Raw genomic sequence first — 21,698 nt, forward strand, 5'->3', positions numbered from 1 at the left:
AGCTAGCACCCTGTCCTAGAATCGAACTCGTACAACCGCCAGAAGGTGAGTGATGGCAGACCAGCCCGAGGTTTCCGCCGAGTACACCGACAGATCGGACGAGCACTCGTCCGGCGTCGGCGAACGAGGAGGGCGCGTCGTCAATGCGGCGCACGACATCGGAGGCTTCATCAGGGCGCAGCGGGAAGCCGCGCAGGTCTCGCTGCGTCAGCTCGCCCAGCTGGCGGGGGTGAGCAATCCGTACCTCAGCCAGATCGAGCGCGGACTGCGCAATCCGTCCGCCGAGGTGCTCACGCAGATCGCGAAAGCGCTGCGGGTCTCCTCGGAGGTCTTGTACGTACGGGCCGGCTATCTCGAGCAGCGGCCGCACAGTCCGGTCCGGGATGCCCTGCTCGCCGACACGTCCATCAGTGAGCGGCAGAAGCAGGTGCTGCTGGACATCTATGAATCGTTTCGCCGGGAAAACGGAGGAAACGAGGCAGGGGGGGATGTATGGGACAGCGACGTTCCGCGCACGACAACCGACACTCCGCCACGCCAGGAGAACGAAACATCATGACCGAGAAGAACGCCACCGTCACCAAGCCCTTGCTCGCCACCGTCGGTGCGGGTGACGCCCTCTACGCCGCCGTCAACGACGTGGTCGCGCAGGTGCGCGAACGCGCGGTCACCACCGACGTGCAGGCCCGGGTCGAGGAGGCGCGCGAGCGCTTCGCCACCGTCCCCGCCGACGTCCAGGCGCAGTTCGAGTCGCTGCGCGAGCGGCTGTCCGGGCTGCCGTCGGAGCTGCCGGAGGACCTCGCCGAGCTGCGCGAGAAGTTCACCGCCGAGGAGCTGCGCACGCTGGCCGAGAAGTACTACCGGCAGGCGCTGGATCTCTACGCCGACCTCGCCGTCCGCGGTGAGGAGGCCATCGAGCGGCTGCGCGCCAACCACTTGGTCGAGGAGCGGATCGGCAAGGTCGAGACCATCTACGGCGACGCGGTGAGCCGGGCCGAGGACGTGTTCGGGCGTGTCAACGGGCTGCTCGGCCGCCCGGCCAAGGTCGAGGACACCGAGGCCGCGCCGGTGTCCGAGCCCGCGCCGGTCGTCGAGGCCGAGGTCGTCGAGGTGACCACCGAGGCCACCCCGGCTCCGGTGACGAACGGTGCGCCGAAGAAGGCTCCGGCCAAGAAGGCCACCACCACCACCACCACCACCCCCGCCGCCGCGGCCAAGAAGGCTCCGGCGAAGAAGGCCGCTTCCAAGAAGGCCTGACCGCCCGCCGCCGAAGCTGTCCGACGCCCCCGCGCACCCCTGGTGCGCGGGGGCGTTGCTTCTATGATGGGTGGGGTGAATATGGTGCACGGATTGACCGGGATGATCCTGCTGGTGTTGTGGCTGGCGGCGCTCGGTGCGACGATTTTCGCGCTGATCCACGCCGTTCGTCAGCGTCCGGACGCGTTCACCGCGGTGGACAAGCTGACCAAGCCCATCTGGCTGGCGATTCTCGGGGCGGCTGTGCTCGTGCTCCTCCTCTCGCCCGCGGGTCTGGGCCTGCTTTCCTTCGCGGCGATCATCGCCACCGGCGTCTACTTGGCCGACGTCCGGCCCAAGGTCGACGAGGTGCAGCGGGGTCCGCGCTGGTGAGGGCGGAGATCGCCGACCGGTAAGGGTGCTTGCACTAGCAAGCGGTACGAATCGGGGTTACTGTATCTAGCAGTAACACAAAGGAGTGTCCGATGCGTGCCATGCTGCCGACCGCGTTGACGAGCTTCCCGGGGCTGCTCCGGAGCTTGCGCGACGCGCACAGCGCCGACTTGCGTTCCCGTACCTATCGGATCGCGGCGTTCAATCCGCCGACCGTGCCCCACGAGGTGATCCCGGTCCGCGCCGGGGACGGAGCCCGGCTGCGCGTCCACGCCTACGGTTCGTCGGACAAGCCGGTCATCGTGCTCGTGCACGGGTGGACCTGCTGCCTCGAATACTGGAATCCGCAGATCAACGCGTTCGCGGGCGAGTACCGAGTGATCGCTTACGACCAGCGCGGCCACGGCGAGAGTGAATACGGGTCGAGCGAGTTGACCATGGACCTGCTGGCCGACGACCTGGCCGCGGTGCTCGACGCGGCGCTCGCGCCCGGACAGCGCGCCGTGCTGGTCGGGCACAGTCTCGGCGGCATGACGCTGCAGGCGTGGGCGGGACGCTACCCCGAGCGGGTCGCGCGCCAGGCGCAGGCGGTGCTGCTGACCAATACCGCGGCCGATCGGCTGATCCTGGAGACCACGGTGGTGCCGCTGCTGAACCGGCCGTGGCGGATGCTGCAATTGAAGGTGCCACTGCCGTTCCTGTTCGGCAGGCTGGGGCTCGGCGCCCCGATGGTCTTCCCGCCCATCGCGCCGATGCGCTGGCTGTTCGCGCGTCAGATCCTCAGCACTGCGGCCAAAGGCGAGCTGCTGGACTTCAGCATGGCCATCGTGCGGTCCTGCCCTGCCCGGGTGCGTTCCAGGTTCGGTTTCCTGCTCGCCACGATGGATGTGGGGGAGTCGGCACGCAATCTCGTGGTCCCCACGACGGTGCTCTCCGGACAATTCGATGACATGACGCCACCGGTCCACTCCGAGCGGATCGTCGAGCTGCTGCGGGAGACCGGGAGCCGCGTGCGTTACCAGATGCTGCCGACCGGCCATCTCGGCAATGTCGAGGCTTATGAGCGGTTCAACGAGGAACTCGGGCGCCTGCTCGCCGAGGTGGGCAAGCGCGCCCGCGCCGACCTCGCGGGCTGACGCGCCGGGGTGGCGTTCCCCCCGTCAGGAGAAGACGACCGTCCGGCGGCCGTGCACCAGCACGCGTCCCTCCAGATGCCACCGCAGCCCCCGCGCCAGGACCACCCGCTCGATGTCGCGGCCCTGGCGGACCATGTCGCGCACTTCGTCCGCGTGATCGATGCGGATGACGTCCTGCTCGATGATCGGGCCCGCGTCCAGTTCCGCGGTCACGTAGTGACAGGTGGCGCCGATCAGCTTCACGCCGCGGGCGAACGCCTGGTGGTAGGGGCGAGCGCCGACGAACGACGGCAAGAAGCTGTGATGGATGTTGATGGCCTTGCCCGCCCAGTGCTCGCACAGCTCGGCGGGCAGCACCTGCATGAACCGCGCCAGCACCACCGCGTGCGGGTTGTGCGCGTCCACCAGGGCGCGGACCTCCTCGAACGCCGGACCGCGCTCGGCCGGGTCCTTCGGGAACGGCACGTGATGGAACTTCACCCCGTGCGCCTCGGTCATCGCCGCGAGATCCGGGTGGTTGCCGATCACCGCCTCGATGGTGGCGGGCAGTTCACCGCTGGCGGCGCGCCCGAGCAGATCGTGCAGGCAGTGGCCGTCCTTGCTGACCAGCAGCACCGCGCGGCGGCGGGCGCGGGAGTCCAGCAACTGCCATTCGGTCTGCGGACCCAGGTCGGCCGCCACCCCGGCGAACCTGTCGCGCAGTTCCTCGATCCCGAACGGCACCGTCGCCGCCTTGATCGCCTGGCGAGTGAAGAACCAGCCCGTCTCCACGTCGGAGTGGTACCCCGCCTCCACGATCGAGCCGCCGAACTCGGCGATGAACGACGTGATCCCGGCGATGATGCCCGGACGATCCGGGCAGCCGAGCGTCAGCACGTAGCGGCGGTCGTCCAGGACGGGTGGAGCGGAACTCATGCGTTCATCCTCGCAGGTGCGCCAGGCGGGATTCGCCGCGCCTTCGCCCAGCCTTCGAGAGGCGCCAAAGGCCTGCGGGCAGGGTCGGCGACGCCTTCGACCTGGCCGCGTCCACCGCCTACGCCGAACTCATGGCCACCGCCCGTGCCGCCGGGGCCGCGATCGGGACCGCCGACGGCTACATCGCCGCGACGGCGGGCGCCGCAAACATGGCCGTGGCCACTCGCGATACCGCGCCCTTCCGAGCTGCCGGCGTACCCGTTATCGACCCGTGGGCTTAGCGCATGCTGTGCGCTCGGCTCGGCGGGCTGAACTGCACCCGGTCGGCATCGACTGTTCGGGTCGCGGTCAAAGGTTGTAAAACGGCTCCGCGTAGTGGAATTCGCCGGTGATCCGGGAGTCGTAGGCCGACAGGGAGCGGACCTGGAAGTGGCTGATCCAGGCCGGGTCGTCCGGGGTGATGCCGAGGCGGGCGGCGGGGACGAAACCGAAGCGCGGGTAGAACTCCAGGCTGCCGAGAAGGCCGATCAGGGGTTCGTCGAGGGCGTCGGCGGCGCCGAGCGCCGCGTGCATGAGGGCCGAACCGACCCCGGAGCCTTGATGATCGGCGAGCACACCGATCGGGCCGAGCGCCAGCACCGGGAACGGGCCGACGGCGGCTCTGGTCAGGCACAGGTGACCGACCACGCTGTCGTGTTCGATCGCCACCAGGGAGAGCGTCGGGATCCAGCCCTCGTCGCTGCGCAACCGCGTGATCAGGTTCACCTCGGGCGGATCGGCGCTACCGGGAACACCAGCGCCATCTGTATCGCCGGCATCGGCATAGCGCGGTGCGAATGCGCTGCGGTGCACCGCCGCGATCGCAGCGGCATCGTCGGCGCGTTCGCGACGGATCAGCACGGTCGTCTCCTCCCGAACGAAGTAGGGCCCATCCGCACACGTTAGTCAGTCGACCGTGGCGAAACGTTCTCCGATGCGCCATCAGCTACGAGTGTGCGGGAAGCGCCGCCAGGCGCGCAACGGAATTCGCCTCCGGTGTGCCAGACTCTCACCCCATGGCAAGTTCCGCGTCGCTGACCAGGGCCGAAGTGGCCGCCATGATCGATCACACGCTGCTCGCCCCGGAGGCGACGGCCGCCGAGGTCGACGTGTTGATCGAGGATGCGCGGGCATTGGGCGTGTTCGCGATCTGTGTGTCGCCGTCCATGTTGCCGGTGCGCGCGCCCGGACTGGTGGTCGCGACGGTCGCCGGATTCCCTTCGGGGAAGCATCATTCGCTGGTGAAGGGCGCGGAGGCGCGGCTCGCGGTGGACCAGGGCGCGGCCGAGGTCGACATGGTCATCGATGTCGGCGCGGCCCGCGCGGGGGATTACACGGCGGTGCTCGCCGACATCGTCACGGTGCGTGAAGCGGTGGGCGATCGGACCCTGTTGAAAGTGATCATCGAATCCGCCGCCCTGCCGGACGAAGCGATCGTGCAGGTGTGCCGGGTCGCCGAGCGCGCGGGAGCCGATTTCGTGAAGACCTCCACGGGGTTTCATCCCGCCGGCGGCGCGAGCGTCCACGCTGTGCGGTTGATGGCCGAAACAGTCGGCGGGCGGCTCGGCGTCAAGGCCAGCGGCGGGATCCGGACCGCCGAGGCGGCCGCGGAGCTGATCGCGGCGGGCGCGACCCGGCTCGGGCTGTCGAGATCCCGTGAGGTGCTCGACGGCTTCGCGCCCTGATCGGCAGCCGAGAAGCGTTCGCGGATATCCGGTCTTCCCCCGAGTGCCTCCGCTACGCCCGAAGGCGTTGTGGCGGGGCGCGTTCAGCAGCGCATATCGGAGCTGTCGCCCGCGGGCTCGAGCTGGGTGCGTCCACCCGACAGGTGGACCGCGACGCCGGAGTCGGTGACCTGTAGTTCGGTCGCCGCCATGCCGAGCGGGTAGCTCTGCAGGCTCTGGGTGAACAGGTCGACGATGCTCTGTACCAGGTCGGCGGGCAGGCCCATGCCGAGCAGCTCCGCCGACATCGTCTCCACCTGCACCGTCCCGTTCACGATCTGGGGCTTCAGCTGGAGCTGGGCGAGGCCGCCGAGCACCGACAGGGTGAGCAGGCCGGTACTCGCCGAGGAGCTCACGTCACTGACCATGCCGCCGAGGGTCTCCTTGATCCCCTCGTTGCTCCACGTGACATCGGCCGAGGAACTGCCGATCTCGCCGCCACCGTGGTCGGCGAGGTCGACGTCCCGGAAGACGGCGCGCACCACCATCCCGACGGCGGGCCCGAACTTGGTGTCGTCGCTGTTCACCCGCACCGAGGGCACCTTGCCGTCGATCCAGGTGATCAGCATCGGCTTGGGGCCGAAGCCGACGTCGATCTTCGATCCCATTTCCTTCTCGAACTGCGAACTGATGCACTTCGACACCGTGTGCCTGGCGTAGGCCTCGCCGCCGACCAGGATCGTGGCGAGCAGAACAGCTACCACGGTCAGGGCGATCAGCAGGGCTCGCCGGTTGATCGTCTTGGTGGAGGTTGTGTTCGTACTCATGGCGAAAATTCTTCCCGACCTTTCTGTGCCGTCTCTGAGGAGGCAGTGAGGGGTTCGAATGTGACATGCAGCACAAAAACCGAGCGTAGCCTGATGCCCATGGCTGGCGATGTGGCAAGCCGCGCGATCGGATCCGCGGAACAAGGATGGCGTGTTCTGCGCCGCTGGGCCGGTCGGCACGCCGGTTTCTTCACGACTCGGCAGGTACTGCGCACGGGGTGCGGGGCGCGAGTGCGGGCAGGACTCGGCGACGGTTCGGTGACCAGGGCGGGAATCGGCATGCTGCGGTTGGCCGGGTGGCCGGAAGGTCCGCTCGACGAATACGCGATGTGGGCTGCCTGGTTCGACGGCGCCGCGGTGGTCTCCCATCAGAGCGCGGCGGAGTTGCACGGGCTCGGCAGTCTCGGCCCGCGGTTCCTGCACCTGTCCGTGCGCGCGGGACGTCCACCGGTGACGCCGCGGCTGGCGGTCGTGCGCCGGTCGCTGGCCGGCGCCGATGTCGAATCGGCAGGCCCGTTCCTGGTGACGACGCCGGTGCGCACGGTGCTGGACCTGGCCGAGGGCGATATCGGGCAGGCGGCGTTGAACGAGGTGGTCGCCGACGCGGTCGCCATCGACCGCTGCGCGGGCCGGGAGATCACCGACGCGGGAGCGCGCCTCTCGCCCCGCGCAGCCAGACGGGTGTACCAGGCGCTAGCCGTAGCGTGACGAAACTCTGGCTAGCCCGGATCGAGCGGCGCGACGGCCGACCACGGCACCGAGAGCACATTGTCGCGCAGGCGGCGGCGGTAGGGGCGGATCGGGAAGCCTTCCGCGCGCAAGGCTTGGGCAGCCGCACGCCAGCGGACACGGGGACCGAAAGGCGCCATCGGCGCGGCGTGGGCCCAGGCACGATCGGCTGCCGCGAGCAGCGCGTGGATGGGTTCCCCGGGGACATTGCGGTGGATCAGCGCTTTGGGCAGGCGTTCGGCGAGGTCGGAGGGCCGCTCGACGGTGAACGGATCCCAAGCCAGCGTGAGCGAGCGCGGCCCGTCCCGGTCGAGCAGGATCCACGCGCAGCGTCTGCCCAATTCGTCGCAGGTGCCGTCGACCAGCAGTCCGTCCGGCGCCAGCCCCGCCAGGACCGTCGACCACGCGTCCGGGACCGCCGATTCCGGATACTGCCGCAGCACATTGAAGGCGCGAACGAGGACCGGCCGCAGCCCCGCCAATTCGAAGCCGCCGCGTGCGAAAGTGACGCCGTCGCGGCCGGGCACCACGCGCTGCGGGTCGATCTCGAGCCCCACCACGCGCACGTCGGCGCGGATCGTGCGCAGGCGCGCCGCCAGCTCGAAGGTGGTCCACGGGCTCGCGCCGTACCCGAGGTCGACCACCAGCGGATCGGGTGCGCGGACCAGCCGGTCGGCGACGAGGTCGTCGTGGATCAGCCTGCGGTCGCTGCGGCGGAGGCGGTTGACGGCGGTGGTGCCACGGGTGATGTTGCCGACCGGTCTGGTCAGCGAGTGGGGTGCTGTTCTTCCAGCCACTTGACCGTGAACTCGGCCTCGCCGCGGAACAGGTCGACCAGGTTCACCAGCATCAGCTGCTCCAGGCGCGGCCCGACCATCGGGATGAACACCTTCGCCTCCGAGGAGAAGCGCATGGTGCAACCGGTGTCGGTGGGGAAAAGGCGGATGGTGCCGCCGAGGCTGCCGGGGCCCGCCGGAATGGCCGCCGAGTACTTGCCGGTGACCTCGTCCGGGGCGAACGGGCTGTAGGTCTCCTTGCGGGTGATCACCATGTCCTTGCGGATGACCGTCTGGGCGATCTCGGGCAGCATCTCGCGGGGCAGGATGTGGTGCAGTTCGACGTCGATCCCGCCGTCGCCCGCCTCCAGCCGGACCACCTCGTTGCCGGGCGAGTACTTCCTCATCTCCTGCATCCGCGCGTCCCAGTAATCGCGGTTCGACAGCGCCGCGTACAGCTCTTTTGCGGTGTGCAGCGGATAGCGGGCGGAGTAGTCCAATCGGCGTGCCATGGGCTCACACGTTACTGGGTGCGGCGCCGCCGACCTCGGCGGGCGGGTGGAGTGCGGACCTGCCACGAACGCGGGGACCGCACGGTGTGACGTCGAACAAAGTCCGCATTCCGCGCGTGGATCAGTGCTCCGCGAGCCAGCGGCCGGTGAATTCCGCCTCGTTCTTCAGCAGCTCGGTGAGGTGCTCCGCGATCGCCTTCTCGATCTTGCTGCCGAACAGCGGGATCTTCACCTCGATGGTGCCCTCGACCGTGGCGACGGCGCCGGAGCCGTCGGCGGCCAGCGTGACGGTGCCGCGCACCTCGGCGGGCGCGCCCTCGACGCGGGCTTCGAAGTCGGCCCGATCGCCGGTCCAATCTTCGACGCGCGGGATGATCAGATCGCCGGGACGCACCGCGGTGACCGCGGCGGGCAGCTGTTCGGCGGCGATGGCCTGCACCATCTCGACGCGCACCTGATCACCGCTGACGGTGACCGAATCCAGCCGGGCATTGGGGCCGCCGACCGCCGCGATGCGATCCTTCCAGTACTGATCGTTCGCGAACGCCGCGCGCACCGCGGCGGGCGGATGAGAGTAGCGGGCCGTGTACGCCAGCGGTGTAGCCATGGGTGCACACGCTACCGTGCAGCGCCGGAGCCACACGAGTGGTGTTGTCCGATCTGCTCGCGGGCCGAACGACGCCCCTGCGGCCATCGGCGCGCCCGCTATCGGGTGGCGCTCGTGCTGTCCGAGTGGTGCCATCCGATCCGCCGCGAGAGGAATACACCAGCGTGTAGCCGTCGGCACGCACGCTACCGTTTAGCACCGTGCGAACTTCACGAGTTGTGCCGTCGGACCTCCTCGCCGGTACCGGTGCGCGGTTGCGCGCCGACGTGCGGCTGGCAGAGCTGACCACACTGCGGGTCGGCGGCCCCGCCCTGGTCGCCGAATGCGCGACGACCGAGGCCCTGGTCGCGACGGTGCGCGCGCTGGACGCGGCGGGCGTCCCGGTCCTGCTGCTCGCGGGTGGCTCCAATCTGCTCATCAGCGACGACGGCTTCGACGGCGTGGTGGTCCGGGTCGCCACCACCGGCGTCGAGATCGGCGATGGTGGTGTGGTCGCCGAGGCGGGCGCGAACTGGGACGCCGTGGTGCGTGCGACGGTCGACGCCGGTCTCGGGGGACTGGAGTGCCTGTCCGGCATTCCCGGTTCGGCGGGCGCGACGCCCGTGCAGAACGTGGGCGCCTACGGCGCGGAGGTGGCGGGCCTGCTGCGCCGGGTGCGCCTGCTGGACCGCGCGAGCGGGGAGATCCGCTGGGTGGAGCCCGGCGAACTCGGCTTCGGTTATCGCACCAGCGTGCTCAAGCACCGTGACGACGCCGTCGTGCTCGCGGTCGAGTTCGCGCTGCGCCCGGACGGTTCCAGCGTGCCGCTGCGTTACGGCGAACTGGCCTCGGTGCTGGGCGCCGGGGACGGGGAGACCCGGCCCGCGGCGCAGGTCCGGGACGCGGTGCTGCGGTTGCGCGCGGGCAAAGGCATGGTCCTCGATCCCACCGACCACGACACCTGGAGTGCGGGCTCGTTTTTCACCAACCCGGTCGTCGCGCCGGAGCGGGTGGCGCAAGTGCGCGCCGCGATCGCCGCGCACCTGGGCGATGTCGCGGTGCCGACCTACCCGGCGCCGGAGGGGGTCAAGTTCTCGGCGGGCTGGCTGATCGAGCGTGCTGGTTTCGCCAAGGGCTTCCCCGGCGCCGGAGCTCCGGCTCGGCTGTCGACGAAACACACACTGGCGCTGACCAATCGCGGCGCCGCCGGTGCCGCCGATCTGGTGGCGCTGGCCCGGACGGTCCGCGACGGCGTCGCCGAGCGCTTCGGGATCCGGCTGGAGCCGGAGCCGGTCACCGTGGGCGTCACGCTCTGACGCGCTGAGGCCGACACCACACGCCGCGGAAACGAGACCGGCCGCGCGCCGCGCGTAGATTCGACGAAGTGAACCACCGTCCGATGATCCGCCGATCGGTTGCCGTGGCGTCGGCCGTCCTGCTGGTGGTTGTCGCCCTGGTGGCCGGTTGCACGATAGACCGTGACTCCGGCCCGTCGAGTCGCGACTCCGGCCCGATCGCCAAAGTGAAGTTGACCCCCGCCGACGACGACGCCGACGTCAACCCGACCGCCCCGGTCTCGGTGACGATCAGCGACGGCACCATCGATCAGGTCGCGCTGACCAACGCCGCGGGCAAGCAGGTGCGCGGTGAGCTCGCTCCGGATCGGCGCGGCTACACCATCACCGAGCCGCTCGGCTACGACGCCACCTACACCTGGTCGGGCACCGCCGTCGGCACCGATGGCAAGCCGATCCCGATCGATGGCTCGTTCCGCACCCTCGCGCCCAAGAACACCGTCCCCGCGACCCTGAACATCGGTGACAACCAGGAGGTCGGCATCGCGGCGCCGATCATCTTGCAGTTCAAGTCCTCGGTCGTGAACAAGGCCGCGGTGGAGAAGGCGCTCACGATCACCACCGACCCGCCCACCGAGGGCGCGTGGGCCTGGTTCCCGGACGACGGCGGCTCACGCCTGCACTGGCGTCCGAAGAACTACTGGACCCCGGGGACGAGCGTGCACGTCTCGGCCCGGCTCTACGGACTGGACCTCGGCGCCGGCAACTACGGCGATTCCGACCTGACCACGGATTTCCGCGTCGGCCGCAGCCAGATCGTCAAGGCGAGCGCTCCCAGCCACCGCATCCAGGTGGTGCGTGACGGGCGGACCGTGTTCGATCTCGCGGCCAGTTACGGCGAGGGCAACGAACCGCGCAACGTGACCCGCTCCGGCGTTCACGTGGTCACCGAGAAATACGAAGACTTCATGATGTCGAACCCGCCGTACTACACCAACGTTCGCGAACGCTGGGCGGTACGCATCTCCAACAACGGCGAATTCATCCACGCCAACCCGGAATCGCTGGCGGCGCAAGGCTCGGCGAATGTCACCAACGGGTGCATCAACCTGTCGCCCGCCGACGCCCAGGCCTATTTCCCCACGGCTTTGTACGGCGATCCGGTGGAGGTGACCGGAACATCGATTCCGCTCTCGGCCGCCGACGGCGACCTCTACGACTGGACCATCGACTGGAGCACCTGGAAGACCATGTCGGCGTTGCAAGGCGCGCCGTCGCCCGTGGTCTCCGCCACGCCCCTGCCCCCGCAGCCCGCGGGAGCGCGCTGACCGGTTCTAGCGCACCTTCACGTTCTGCTCTTCGGACTCGCTGTCGGCCGCGTGTTCCGCTTCGATTCTGCGGTCGGCGGATTGTTGCGCGCGGACCGCTTCGTGCCGCTCGGCGAGCAGGTCGCGGATCTCGGTCAGCAGCTCGATCTGGCTCGGTTCGGCGGCTTTGGGGGTACCGAAGCGGTTCTTGATCGTCTTCATGGGCAGGATCAGCACGAAGTACAGCACCGCGGCGACCATGACGAAATCGATGGCGGCCGTGATGATCGGGCCGATGGCGATGAATGTGGCGGGCTTGGAGGGGATCAGCTGAACGCCGAGGCCGAGCGCGTTGGTACTGCCGAACACCGCGAGCAGCGGGTTGACAACGCCTTTCGTCACCGAGGTCACCACGGAGGTGAACGCGGTGCCCATCACGACGGCGACCGCGAGATCGATGACGTTCCCGCGCATCAGGAACTCTTTGAAGCCCTTGAGCATGAGCCGAACCACTCCCATCCGATGTCCCTACACTGACAGCTCCTCGGATGCTAACGGCTCGAAACGCACAGCGAAGACCGAGCAATCCGCGACCCGGCTCAGGTCGGCGAGCGAGTGATGCGATTCGGCTATGAAAGGTTCAGGTGCGGCGGGCGAACCGCCCCGCGTCGGCCTGGTCACGCGGCTTGATGATGATCTGGTCCAGGTTGACGTGCGCGGGCCGGGACGCGACGAACCCGATGACCTCCGCGATGTCCTGGGCGACCAGCGGGTCGATGCCCTCGTACACCTTTGCCGCCCGCTCGGCGTCGCCATCGAATCGCACCAGCGAGAACTCGGTTTCCACCGCGCCGGGAGCGATCTCCGTCAGGCGTACCGGCTGCCCGAGCAGCTCACCGCGCAGGGTGCGGTGCAGCACCGCCTGCGCGTGTTTGGCGGAGGTGTAACCGGAACCGTTGTCGTAGGCGGTGAACGCGGCCACCGAGGTGACGGTGACGATCAATCCGTCGCCGGAGGCGATCAGTTTCGGCAGCAGGGTTTTGGTGACACGCAGCGTGCCGAGCACGTTGGTCTCCCACATCCAGCGCCAGTCGTCCAGGTCGGCCTCGGCCACCGGCGCCAGGCCCTTGGCGCCGCCCGCGTTGTTGACCAGCACGTCGACGCGTTCGACCGCTTCGCCGAACGCGCGCACGGACTCGTCGGAGGTGACGTCGAGTTCCAGTGCGGTGCCGCCGATCTCCTCGGCGAGGCGGTGCAGCCGATCGACCCGGCGCGCACCGACGTAGACGTGATAGCCCTGCTTCGCCAGCTCCCGGGCGGTGGCCTCGCCGATGCCCGAGCTGGCTCCGGTGACGACGGCGCTGCGAGTGCTCATGCCGTTAGATCCTAGGTGCGCGAGGTTTGCCCGATCGTTCGCGGTCACCGGAACGACGGTTAGCCTCGGTGGCATGGCTATTCGGGACGTGGTGAGCGCGGACGGAACGAACATCGTCTATCGGGTGAGTGGTCCGGCGCACGGTCGCCCCTTGCTGCTGGTGCACGGCTGGTCGGCGAATCTGCGCTGCTGGGGTGCGGCCGCCGACGACCTCGCCGCGCGCTTCCGGGTCATCGCCGTCGACCTGCGTGGCCACGGCTACTCCGACGCGCCCGCGACGGGCTACGACGATCCGAAGAACTGGGCGGCCGACCTCGCGGCGGTACTGGCGGCCGAGGACATCGCGTCCGGCGCGGTGCTGCTCGGCTGGTCCTACGGGGGGATCGTGCTGTCGGACTACTTGACCGCCTACGGCACGAGCGCCGTCGCGGGCGTCGTCTACACCGGCTCGATGGCGAACATCGGCCCCGGTGTGCCGGGCGCGGCGACCGGCCGCATGATGGGCGAGGCCATACCGGGCGTCTTCGAGGAGAGCGCGGGGCGGGCCGTGCGTGCCTTCGGTGTGTTCGGCAACGCCAACACCGGACCGGGCGCGGACAAGGGGCCCGACGCGCAGCGCCTGTTCGGTGCCAGCCTCGCCACCCCGCCCGCGGTGCGCAAAGCGCTGTTCTACCGGACCGTCGACAACACCGAGACACTGCGCACGCTGGACGTTCCCGTGCTCGTCCTGCACGGCACGGCCGACCAGGTCGTGCCGATCGAGAACGGCCGCTACATCGCCGAGGCCGTCCCGGACGCGCGCGCGTCGTTCTGGGAAGGGGCCCAGCACGGGCTGTTCATCGAGGACCGTTCCCGTTTCGTCACCGAGGTGAGCGCGTTCGTCGACAGTCTGTGATCGGATTCACGCCCGCCCTGTGATAGCTCTCACTTGCCGCGGATAGCGTGTCTGGGCCGGGGAACGCAACGTGCACTATGGATAGTGTGAGCCAGCGCCCGGACCTACGGCCGAACCGTATCGCCGTGTTATCGGTGCACACCTCACCACTCGCGCAGCCGGGCACCGGCGACGCGGGCGGCATGAACGTCTATGTCCTGCAGACGGCGGTCGAGTTGGCCCGGCGCGGCACCGAGGTGGAGATCTTCACCCGGGCCACGTCGTCGAACGTCCCGCCCGTCCAGGAGGCCGCGCCCGGCGTGCTGGTGCGCAATGTGGTAGCAGGCCCGTTCGAGGGGCTGGACAAGCACGATCTGCCCACCCAGCTGTGCCCCTTCACCGCGGAGGTCCTGCGACAAGAGGCCCGGCATCTGCCCGGTTACTACGACCTGGTGCATTCGCACTACTGGCTGTCCGGCCAGGTCGGCTGGCTGGCCAGGGACCGGTGGCGGGTGCCGCTGGTGCACACCGCGCACACCCTGGCGGCGGTGAAGAATTCCGCGCTGGCCGAAGGCGACTGTCCCGAACCGGTGACCCGCGAGATCGGCGAGAAACAGGTGATCGCCGAATCCGATCGGCTGGTCGCCAACACCGCCGAGGAGGCCCGCCAGCTGGTCGAGCTCTACGGCGCCGACCCGGAGCGCATCGACGTCGTACCGCCCGGCGCCGACCTGAGCCGTTACCACCCCGGTGACAAGGCGGCCGCCCGCGCCGAACTGGGGCTGGCCGCCGACGAGCGGATCGTCGCGTTCGTCGGCCGGATCCAACCGTTGAAGGCGCCCGACGTGCTGGTGCGCGCCGCGGCCGAGGTGTTGCGCGCCGACCCGGAGCGCAAGCTGCGCGTGCTGATCGTGGGCGGTCCGTCCGGCAGCGGGTTGGAGCGGCCGCACGCGCTGATCGACCTGGCCGCCGAGCTGGGCATCGCCGAGCGGGTCAGCTTCCTGCCCCCGCAGCCACCGCAGCGGCTGGTACAGGTCTACCGCGCCGCCGACCTGGTCGCGGTGCCGAGCTACAACGAGTCCTTCGGCTTGGTCGCCATCGAGGCGCAGGCCAGCGGCACGCCGGTGCTCGCCGCCGACGTCGGTGGTCTCGGCACGGCCGTGCGGCACGACGTGTCCGGTCTGCTGGTCCCTGGGCACCGCACCGCGGACTGGGCGAACGCGCTGGGCCTGCTGCTGGACGACCCCGACCGCCTGCACCGGATGAGCGAGCAGGCCGTCACGCACGCGGCCAACTTCTCCTGGGCGCACACCGCCGACGGGCTGCTGGCCAGCTACGCCGCGGCCCTGGCCGGTTTCCGGGAGGAGCGGACGGGGCTGGGCGGCCGCGGCCTGGCGCACAGCGTCGTGCGGGAGGATGCGTACGATTCGGACTCCGCCGAGCGCACCGGCCCGGCCGGCGAGCGGACGGCGGCCCTACTCGGTGAGACCAGCCAGGCCAGATCACGGGCGCTGTGGCGGCGCCGGATGGGAGTACGCCGGTGAACGAGGTGCAGGCGACCGCGCAGCTCATCGACGCGACGCTGCGCGACAGGGAGATCGAGTACACCCGGCCGGGCGAGGAGACCTTCGTCGTCGTCCTGCCCGGTGAGCGCAAACTCAAGACCACGGTGATGCTCACGGTGGGCAAGCACGGTGTCCGGGTCGAAGCGTTCGTCTGCCGCAAGCCGGACGAGAACTTCGAAGGCGTCTACAAGTTCCTGCTGCGCCGCAACCGCAGGCTCTACGCCGTCGCCTACACCCTCGACCGGGTCGGCGACATCTATCTGGTCGGCCGCCTGTCCACGCATGCCGTCACCCCCGACGAACTGGACCGGGTGTTCGGGCAGATTCTCGAGGCCGTCGACGCCGACTTCAACGTACTGCTGGAACTCGGCTTCGCCGAATCGATTCGGCGGGAATGGAAGTGGCGCGTCTCGCGCGGTGAATCGTTGCAGAACCTGCGCGCTTTCGAGCATCTGGTCGACTCCGCCGACAAGCCCTGACCGGTCGCCGGATCCGGCCCGCCGTGGCGCCGACCGGGCGACAATCGCAGGTGGCTCGGATCGGCGAAGGGACACGACGTTGGCGATTCTCGCTCTGGACATCGGCGCGACCAAGTTCGCGGCCGGAGTGGTGGGACCCGGTCCCGAGGTGCGCGGAGTACGCCGGGTGGACGTGCCGGACGCGGGTGTATGGAGGGCCTGTCGGGAACTGCTGCTCGCGGTGGCGGGGGCGGAACCGGTCAGCGCCGTAGGGATCGGTGCGGCCGGTCCGGTGGACGTGCGGGCCGGCGTCACCGGTCCGTTGAACATTCCCGAGTGGAAAGCGGGCTTCCCGGTGGTCGCCGCCGTGCGAGAGCTGTTCCCGGCCGCCACGGTTCGCTTCGCCATCGACGGCGCCTGTCTCGCGCTCGCCGAACACCGCCTCGGCGCGCTGCGCGGAGTGCCCGACGCGCTGGCCATGACGGTGTCGTCGGGGATCGGCGGTGGGATCGTCGCCGGCGGAAAGGTGCTGCTCGGGCGCACCGGCAACGCGGGCCACGTGGGGCACATCGTCGTGCCCGGCTGGGACACACCCTGCGGTTGCGGCGGCCGCGGCTGCGTCGAGGCGATCGCCAGCGGCATGTCGTCGGTGCGCTGGGCGCGCGAGCAGGGCTGGTCCGGCGGCACGGGTGCGCGGCTGGCCGCGGACGCGCACGCGGGTGACGAGATCGCGGTCGCCGCCCTGCACCGGGCGGGCACCGCGCTCGGCGCGGCGATCGCCTCGGCCGCCGCCCTGCTCGACGTCGACCGGGTGGTGATCGGCGGCGGGTTCGCGCAATCCGGTGCGCCGCTGTGGGATCCGCTGCGCGCCGCGGTGGACGCGCACGCCGGGCTGAATTTCCTGCACGGCCTGCGGGTGGAACTCTCCGGGATCACCGAGGGCGCGACGCTGGTGGGCGCGGGCGTGCTCGCCACCGATGAACCGGTCTGACATCGCGCTTTGCCGCGGAGGCGGTGGCGGCGGGGCGGGAACCGATGCGACCCGGCCGGGCGCGCATGGGAGGATGGCCGCATGACGTACACCCTCGTGCTGCTGCGCCACGGCGAAAGCGAATGGAACGCCCTGAACCTGTTCACCGGCTGGGTGGACGTGCATCTGACCGACAAGGGCATCGCCGAGGGCAAGCGCGCCGGGGAGCTGCTGGCCGAGCACGGCATCCTGCCGGACGTCGTCTACACCTCCCTGCTGCGCCGGGCGATCTCCACCGCGAACATCGCGCTGGACGCCGCCGACCGGCACTGGATCCCGGTGATCCGGGACTGGCGGCTCAACGAGCGCCACTACGGTGAGCTGCAAGGCAAGAACAAGGCGCAGGTCAGGGAGAAGTACGGCGACGAGCAGTTCATGCTGTGGCGCCGCAGCTACGACACCCCGCCGCCGCCGATCGACCCGGCCAACGAGTACAGCCAGGAAGGCGATCCGCGCTACGCGGGCATCGACGTCCCGAAGACCGAATGCCTGCTCGACGTGGTCAACCGGATGGTTCCGTACTGGGAGTCGACCATCTCCAAGGACCTGCTGTCCGGCAAGACCGTGCTGGTCGCGGCGCACGGCAATTCGCTGCGCGCCCTGGTCAAGCACCTCGACCAGATCTCCGACGAGGACATCGCGGGCCTGAACATCCCCACCGGGATCCCGCTGCGGTACGAACTGGACGAGGACCTCCGCCCGGTGCGCCCGCACGAGTACCTGGACCCCGAGGCGGCCGCCGCGGGCGCCGCCGCCGTCGCCGGTCAGGGCGGCAAATAGCCGGCACATCTCGAACTCCGCAACGCGCTGTCACCCGTTCGGGTGGCAGCGCGTTGTCGCTTCAGGCGCGGGCTCAGGGGGTTGCGGGCGACACGCCGGTAGTGGGGCATCGAACGGTGCTACAGCATCGGCCGATTAAGTTACCCACTGTTTTTACCGGCAAGTAGGTCGGTACACTCTGGTCGTTCGACCAGCCGAGAGGTGGATCACGTCCGATGAAGCACGCGTTGCGGGCCACGGTGGCGGCAGTTGCCGTCACGATGCTCGTCCCCTTCCTCGCAGGCGGCGCGGATGCCGTCGCGCCGCCCACCGGCCCGGACGGCGGCGCCGCCGGAGCGGACTGGGCGGCCACCCAAGACGGCCCCCAGCAGTACCCGGGCATCAACATCCAATGGGACGTCCCCATCACGATGAGTGACGGGACCGTCCTGAAGGGCAACGTCTACCGCCCCGCGGACGCCTCCGGCCGGCCCATCGACACGCCCACGCCGACGATCGTCAACCTCACGCCCTACACCAAGCTGGTGTCGAACCTGGCCGATCACGCGCAGTCGATTCCCGGCCTGTCCGACGCGCTGATCGAGCTGTTCCGCCAGATCGACATGAGCGGCACCCCGCTGTCCGGCGTCACCGATCTGACCAAGGCGTTCGGCGGCGGCGAACTGCGCAACTTCACCGTCGACCGGCAGCTGATCAAGAGCGGCTACTCGCAGGTGGTCGTCGACGTGCGCGGCACCGGTTTCTCCCAGGGCGTCTGGGACATGCTGCGCGACCGCGAGCAGCAGGACACGGTCGAGGTGATCGACTGGGCGTCCCGGCAGCCGTGGTCCAACGGCCGGATCGGCATGAACGGCATCTCCTACTCCGGGATCAACCAGGTGCAGGCCGCCGAGCAGCGCCCACCCGCCTTGCAGGCGATCTTCCCGGTGGTGCCGGGCAGCGACCTGGTCAACGACGTGCTCGCGCCCGGCGGCGGCTTCGGTTTCAACTTCATCCCGCTGTGGCTGACCGCGATCAACGGTCTCAAGCTGATCCCCGATCTGGCTTCGGTGCTCAACGGGCAACTGGACACTACGTGGCTGGCAGACCGCGCCCGAGATCCGTTGACGTTCATGGACGTCCTGCTGAACGTCTACACCACCGCGCGCCTCGAGGATCTCGATCCGCGCGCCAAGGAACTGCTGACCGACGGTTCCCGGCCGCGTCGGGACTGGCTCGGTGACCCGAGCGGGATCCGGACGCCGACCTTCGTCACCGGCGGTTGGCACGACCTGTTCGCCTACTCGGAATCCAAGATCTACAACGAGATTCCGCTGCCGCCGGGCCAGAAGCAATTGCTGATGGGCAACACCTACCACCTCAATTCGGGCAACGAGTACGGCCGGCCGGGCCTGCCGCCGAGACTGGACGTGTTGCAGCGCGCGTGGTTCGACAAATGGCTCAAGGACGTCGACAACGGCATCGACCGGTACGGCCCGATCACTCTGCGCCAGCAGGGTGGCGGCTGGATCACCACCGACTCGTTCGCCGCGCCGACCCCCGCGGCGGAGGCGCGACAGGCGGTGCACCGCAGGATGTATCTGTCCGCCGCGCCCAGCGGCACCGCCAACAGTGTCCACGACGGTTCGCTCAGCCCCGAGGACAGCGGCGAACCCGCCCGCCTGACCGTCGCGCCCGGCCTGACCAGCCTGTGCTCCAACGACGCCGCACAGGGCACCGCCGGTGTGCTCTCGGTGATCGACGGTTGCGCCAAGGACTCCAGGGTCGAGGAGCTGAACGGCCTGACCTTCACCAGTGCCCCGGTCGCCGAGCCGACCTCGATCTCCGGGCGGATCGCGGTGCGGCTCAACACCGTGCAGGACGCGGCCGACGGCTACTGGGTGGTCACCGTGAACGACGTCGCGCCGGACGGGCAGTCAAGCGTGCTGTCGTCGGGGCAGCTCATGGCTTCGCTGCGGGCCATAGACGACGCGAACAGCAGCAGGTCGGCCAGCGGCGACTACACCGATCCGCGGCCGTTCACCTCGCTGGAGCAGCGGCAGCCGACGGTCCCCGGCGAGGCGACCACGCTGGACATCGCGCTGCCCGCCACCGAGGCGCTCTTGCAGCCGGGCCACCGCCTGCGCGTCGACGTGTACGCGGGCAACTTCCCCAAGGGCCTGCCCATCCTGCCGATGCTGATCGACACCGGCCTGCGGCCACAGCATCTGGAGCTGGACCCCGGCCGTCCGAGCTTCGTCAACATCCCGGTCAGAGGAAATCCGGGCTGGTAGATCCGGGCGTGTGCCCTTCGCGCATCATGATCGACGCCGCGGGGTATGGGCGAGGGCACACGCTCCGATCGAAAACTGGCGAACCGGATCGAAAAAAATCTCGGCGCGTCTGTCGATCTTCGAAGGCCCTCGTTCGACCTATGGGTGAGAGGGTCCGGAGAGGGACCCGGACAGCCAGGGAGACAACCATGAAGTACATGCTGATCATGCGCGCCACCGACGAGGCCTACGCGGGGATGGTGAACACCGACTTCGACCAGCTGCTCGACACGATGGGCAAGTTCAACGACGAGCTGATCCGGGCGGGCGTGCTGCTCGCGGCGGAGGGGTTGGAGGACGCCGCCGAGGGCGTGGTCGTCGACTACTCCTCCGAGACACCCGTCGTCACCGACGGCCCGTACGGCGAGACCAAGGAGCTGTTCGGCGGGTTCTACATCCTCAACGTGGCCTCGAAGGAGGAGGCGATCGAATGGGCCAAGCGGATGCCGATGACCGGTCCCGGCTTCAAGACCGAGATCCGCCGGGTTCCCACGATCGACGAGTTCCCGCAGGACAACGTGTGGATTCAGAAGGAGCGGGCGTGGCGCGAGGCCACCGGCCAGCTCTGAGCGGATCGAGCGACGATGGGCGACCACACCGGCCGTGAGGCCGTCGCCGCGGTCTGGCGGATCGAGTCGGCCCGGATCGTCGGTGCGCTCGCGCGGTATACCGGCGACTTCGGGTTGGCCGAGGATCTGGCGCAGGAGGCGCTGGCCGAGGCGCTCGTGACCTGGCCGCGCGACGGCGTGCCGCGCAATCCCGCCGGGTGGTTGCTCACCGTCGGCCGCCGCCGCGCGATCGACGCGTTCCGGCGGCGCTCCGCCCTCGACGAGCGGTACGCCGCCCTCGCCCGGGATCTGGGCGAGGGCGGCGCCGTCTCGGGAGGAGCGCCGGCCGATCCGTCCCGGGACGCCGAGGATGTGCTGTGGGATCCGGACCGGATCGATGACGACCTGCTCGCGCTGATGTTCATCTCCTGCCATCCCGTGCTGTCACGGGAGGCGCGGGTTGCGCTCACCCTGCGTGTGGTCGGCGGTCTGACCAGCGACGAGATCGCCAAGGCTTTCCTCGTTCCGGCCGCCACCGTGCAGGCCCGGATCACCAGGGCGAAGAAGACCCTCGCGGCGGCCCGGGTGCCTTTCGAGGCGCCGCCGGCCGAGCAGCGCACCGAGCGTCTCGGCTCGGTGCTCAGCGTGGTCTATCTGATCTTCACCGAGGGGTCATCGGCCAGCTCCGGCGCGGACCTGATCCGGCTCGACCTCGCGGGCGGGGCGCTGCGCCTGGCCCGGGTGCTGGCCCGGCTGGTGCCGGAGGCGCCCGAGACGCACGGCTTGCTGGCGCTGCTCGAGCTGACCACGGCGCGATTCCCCGCCCGCACCGGCCCGGACGGCGAGCCGGTGCTCCTCGAGCACCAGGACCGCCGCCGCTGGGACCGCGCCGCCATCCGCCGGGGCCGAGCCGCCTTGGCCCGCGCCGAGCAGGTCGGCCGGGGACTGGGCGCCTACGGGTTGCAGGCGGCGATCGCCGAATGCCATGCCGTCGCCCGGTCGGTCGAGGCGACGAACTGGGAGCGGATCGTGCTCATCTACGAGGCGCTCGGCAGGCTCGCGCCCTCGCCGGTGGTCGACCTCAACCGGGCGGTGGCCGTCTCGATGGCGCGCGGGCCCGCCGCGGCGCTGCCGATCGTGGACGAACTCGCCGCCGCCGCGGCGCTGTCGCATTGGCACTTGCTGCCGAGCGTTCGCGGGGAACTGCTCGTCCGGCTGGGACGCACGAAGGAGGCGCGCACCGAACTGGAGCGCGCCATCGGGCTGTGCGGCAACCAGCGCGAGCGGGCGGTGCTGGAGCGCAAGCTCGCCGACCTCGGCTCGGTCGATCCGGCCTGATTC

General features: G+C 69.7%; 25 protein-coding genes. 17 read left to right on the forward strand and 8 right to left on the reverse strand.

All coding sequences use genetic code 11. The annotated features are described in order from the left end of the window. Positions 1-52 precede the first annotated feature (52 nt). The 4 genes from ACGF7Y_RS12905 to ACGF7Y_RS12920 all read left to right on the forward strand — a co-directional run bounded on the left by ACGF7Y_RS12905 (position 53) and on the right by ACGF7Y_RS12920 (position 2,765). Positions 53-559, forward strand: coding sequence for a helix-turn-helix transcriptional regulator (locus ACGF7Y_RS12905; RefSeq protein WP_357034552.1), 507 nt, complete (start codon positions 53-55; stop codon positions 557-559). Then, positions 556-1,257, forward strand: a complete 702-nt coding sequence (locus tag ACGF7Y_RS12910; protein WP_393232852.1) for a heparin-binding hemagglutinin — start codon at positions 556-558, stop codon at positions 1,255-1,257. Before ACGF7Y_RS12905 ends, ACGF7Y_RS12910 begins: the two co-directional genes overlap by 4 nt. A gap of 81 nt (positions 1,258-1,338) precedes the next feature. Next, positions 1,339-1,629: a DUF2516 family protein gene (locus ACGF7Y_RS12915; RefSeq protein WP_040870424.1), complete on the forward strand. Its 291-nt coding sequence runs from the start codon at positions 1,339-1,341 to the stop codon at positions 1,627-1,629. Positions 1,630-1,721: 92 nt separating this feature from the next. Then, positions 1,722-2,765 carry an alpha/beta fold hydrolase gene (locus ACGF7Y_RS12920; protein ID WP_393232855.1) on the forward strand — a complete coding sequence of 348 codons (1,044 nt, stop codon included), beginning with the start codon at positions 1,722-1,724 and terminating at the stop codon, positions 2,763-2,765. Positions 2,766-2,789: 24 nt separating this feature from the next. Here the strand turns inward: ACGF7Y_RS12920 and purU are convergent, their stop codons facing one another. Then, a complete protein-coding gene (purU, locus tag ACGF7Y_RS12925) occupies positions 2,790-3,680 on the reverse strand; it encodes a formyltetrahydrofolate deformylase (RefSeq protein ID WP_040870422.1) in 891 nt (296 codons plus the stop codon). Between the two features lie 131 nt (positions 3,681-3,811). Here purU and ACGF7Y_RS12930 point away from each other — a divergent pair, with 131 nt between their 5' ends. Then, positions 3,812-3,961 (forward strand): hypothetical protein, encoded by a 150-nt coding sequence (locus ACGF7Y_RS12930; RefSeq protein WP_393232857.1) that lies wholly within the window; start codon positions 3,812-3,814, stop codon positions 3,959-3,961. Between the two features lie 67 nt (positions 3,962-4,028). On the opposite strand, the gene ACGF7Y_RS12935 is transcribed toward ACGF7Y_RS12930, so the two are convergent. After that, the gene (locus ACGF7Y_RS12935; RefSeq protein WP_393232860.1) at positions 4,029-4,580 is read right to left on the reverse strand and encodes a GNAT family N-acetyltransferase; all 552 of its coding nucleotides are present in this window, start codon (positions 4,578-4,580) and stop codon (positions 4,029-4,031) included. Positions 4,581-4,735: 155 nt separating this feature from the next. Here ACGF7Y_RS12935 and deoC point away from each other — a divergent pair, with 155 nt between their 5' ends. Then, the gene (deoC, locus tag ACGF7Y_RS12940; protein ID WP_393232863.1) at positions 4,736-5,404 is read left to right on the forward strand and encodes a deoxyribose-phosphate aldolase; all 669 of its coding nucleotides are present in this window, start codon (positions 4,736-4,738) and stop codon (positions 5,402-5,404) included. Positions 5,405-5,487: 83 nt separating this feature from the next. On the opposite strand, the gene ACGF7Y_RS12945 is transcribed toward deoC, so the two are convergent. Further along, a complete protein-coding gene (locus ACGF7Y_RS12945; protein WP_393232866.1) occupies positions 5,488-6,210 on the reverse strand; it encodes a DUF2993 domain-containing protein in 723 nt (240 codons plus the stop codon). Positions 6,211-6,309: 99 nt separating this feature from the next. Here ACGF7Y_RS12945 and ACGF7Y_RS12950 point away from each other — a divergent pair, with 99 nt between their 5' ends. Beyond that, complete coding sequence (locus ACGF7Y_RS12950) at positions 6,310-6,918, forward strand: hypothetical protein (RefSeq protein ID WP_062968373.1); 609 nt, start codon at positions 6,310-6,312, stop codon at positions 6,916-6,918. An 11-nt stretch (positions 6,919-6,929) separates the two neighbouring features. Here ACGF7Y_RS12950 and ACGF7Y_RS12955 read toward each other — a convergent pair whose 3' ends face one another. The 3 genes from ACGF7Y_RS12955 to ACGF7Y_RS12965 all read right to left on the reverse strand — a co-directional run bounded on the left by ACGF7Y_RS12955 (position 6,930) and on the right by ACGF7Y_RS12965 (position 8,834). Further along, positions 6,930-7,736 (reverse strand): class I SAM-dependent methyltransferase, encoded by an 807-nt coding sequence (locus ACGF7Y_RS12955; protein ID WP_393232869.1) that lies wholly within the window; start codon positions 7,734-7,736, stop codon positions 6,930-6,932. Continuing rightward, positions 7,706-8,227, reverse strand: a complete 522-nt coding sequence (locus tag ACGF7Y_RS12960) for a DUF2505 domain-containing protein (RefSeq protein ID WP_393232871.1) — start codon at positions 8,225-8,227, stop codon at positions 7,706-7,708. The genes ACGF7Y_RS12955 and ACGF7Y_RS12960 overlap by 31 nt, the downstream gene beginning before the upstream one ends. Positions 8,228-8,348: 121 nt before the next feature. Then, on the reverse strand, positions 8,349-8,834 hold the full coding sequence (locus tag ACGF7Y_RS12965; protein ID WP_393232873.1) for a DUF2505 domain-containing protein: 486 nt from the start codon (positions 8,832-8,834) through the stop codon (positions 8,349-8,351). 200 nt (positions 8,835-9,034) lie between these two features. Between ACGF7Y_RS12965 and ACGF7Y_RS12970 the strand changes: the two genes are divergently transcribed. Then, on the forward strand, positions 9,035-10,129 hold the full coding sequence (locus ACGF7Y_RS12970) for a UDP-N-acetylmuramate dehydrogenase (RefSeq protein WP_393232876.1): 1,095 nt from the start codon (positions 9,035-9,037) through the stop codon (positions 10,127-10,129). A gap of 83 nt (positions 10,130-10,212) precedes the next feature. After that, complete coding sequence (locus ACGF7Y_RS12975; protein WP_393233162.1) at positions 10,213-11,436, forward strand: Ig-like domain-containing protein; 1,224 nt, start codon at positions 10,213-10,215, stop codon at positions 11,434-11,436. A gap of 6 nt (positions 11,437-11,442) precedes the next feature. Here the strand turns inward: ACGF7Y_RS12975 and mscL are convergent, their stop codons facing one another. Continuing rightward, positions 11,443-11,916, reverse strand: coding sequence for a large conductance mechanosensitive channel protein MscL (gene mscL, locus ACGF7Y_RS12980; protein ID WP_393233164.1), 474 nt, complete (start codon positions 11,914-11,916; stop codon positions 11,443-11,445). Between the two features lie 139 nt (positions 11,917-12,055). Continuing rightward, complete coding sequence (locus ACGF7Y_RS12985) at positions 12,056-12,790, reverse strand: SDR family NAD(P)-dependent oxidoreductase (RefSeq protein WP_393232879.1); 735 nt, start codon at positions 12,788-12,790, stop codon at positions 12,056-12,058. A gap of 73 nt (positions 12,791-12,863) precedes the next feature. Between ACGF7Y_RS12985 and ACGF7Y_RS12990 the strand changes: the two genes are divergently transcribed. The 8 genes from ACGF7Y_RS12990 (at position 12,864) to ACGF7Y_RS13025 (ending at position 21,695) form a co-directional block, all read left to right on the forward strand. Then, positions 12,864-13,685, forward strand: coding sequence for an alpha/beta fold hydrolase (locus ACGF7Y_RS12990; protein ID WP_393232881.1), 822 nt, complete (start codon positions 12,864-12,866; stop codon positions 13,683-13,685). 77 nt (positions 13,686-13,762) lie between these two features. Continuing rightward, positions 13,763-15,208: a D-inositol-3-phosphate glycosyltransferase gene (gene mshA / locus ACGF7Y_RS12995; RefSeq protein ID WP_393232883.1), complete on the forward strand. Its 1,446-nt coding sequence runs from the start codon at positions 13,763-13,765 to the stop codon at positions 15,206-15,208. 5 nt (positions 15,209-15,213) lie between these two features. Next, a complete protein-coding gene (locus ACGF7Y_RS13000) occupies positions 15,214-15,708 on the forward strand; it encodes a YbjN domain-containing protein (RefSeq protein ID WP_393233166.1) in 495 nt (164 codons plus the stop codon). Between the two features lie 79 nt (positions 15,709-15,787). Next, on the forward strand, positions 15,788-16,678 hold the full coding sequence (locus ACGF7Y_RS13005) for an ROK family protein (RefSeq protein WP_393232885.1): 891 nt from the start codon (positions 15,788-15,790) through the stop codon (positions 16,676-16,678). An 81-nt stretch (positions 16,679-16,759) separates the two neighbouring features. Next, entirely contained in the window at positions 16,760-17,497 is a 738-nt protein-coding gene (locus tag ACGF7Y_RS13010; RefSeq protein ID WP_040870406.1) for a phosphoglyceromutase, read from the forward strand. Between the two features lie 215 nt (positions 17,498-17,712). Continuing rightward, positions 17,713-19,770, forward strand: coding sequence for a CocE/NonD family hydrolase (locus ACGF7Y_RS13015; RefSeq protein WP_393232887.1), 2,058 nt, complete (start codon positions 17,713-17,715; stop codon positions 19,768-19,770). Positions 19,771-19,958: 188 nt separating this feature from the next. Next, entirely contained in the window at positions 19,959-20,378 is a 420-nt protein-coding gene (locus ACGF7Y_RS13020; RefSeq protein ID WP_040870403.1) for a YciI family protein, read from the forward strand. Positions 20,379-20,393: 15 nt separating this feature from the next. Then, the gene (locus tag ACGF7Y_RS13025) at positions 20,394-21,695 is read left to right on the forward strand and encodes an RNA polymerase sigma factor (protein ID WP_393232891.1); all 1,302 of its coding nucleotides are present in this window, start codon (positions 20,394-20,396) and stop codon (positions 21,693-21,695) included. Positions 21,696-21,698 lie beyond the last annotated feature (3 nt).

The sequence above is a fragment of the Nocardia sp. NPDC047654 genome (assembly GCF_043205035.1).
Taxonomy (GTDB): Bacteria; Actinomycetota; Actinomycetes; order Mycobacteriales; family Mycobacteriaceae; genus Nocardia.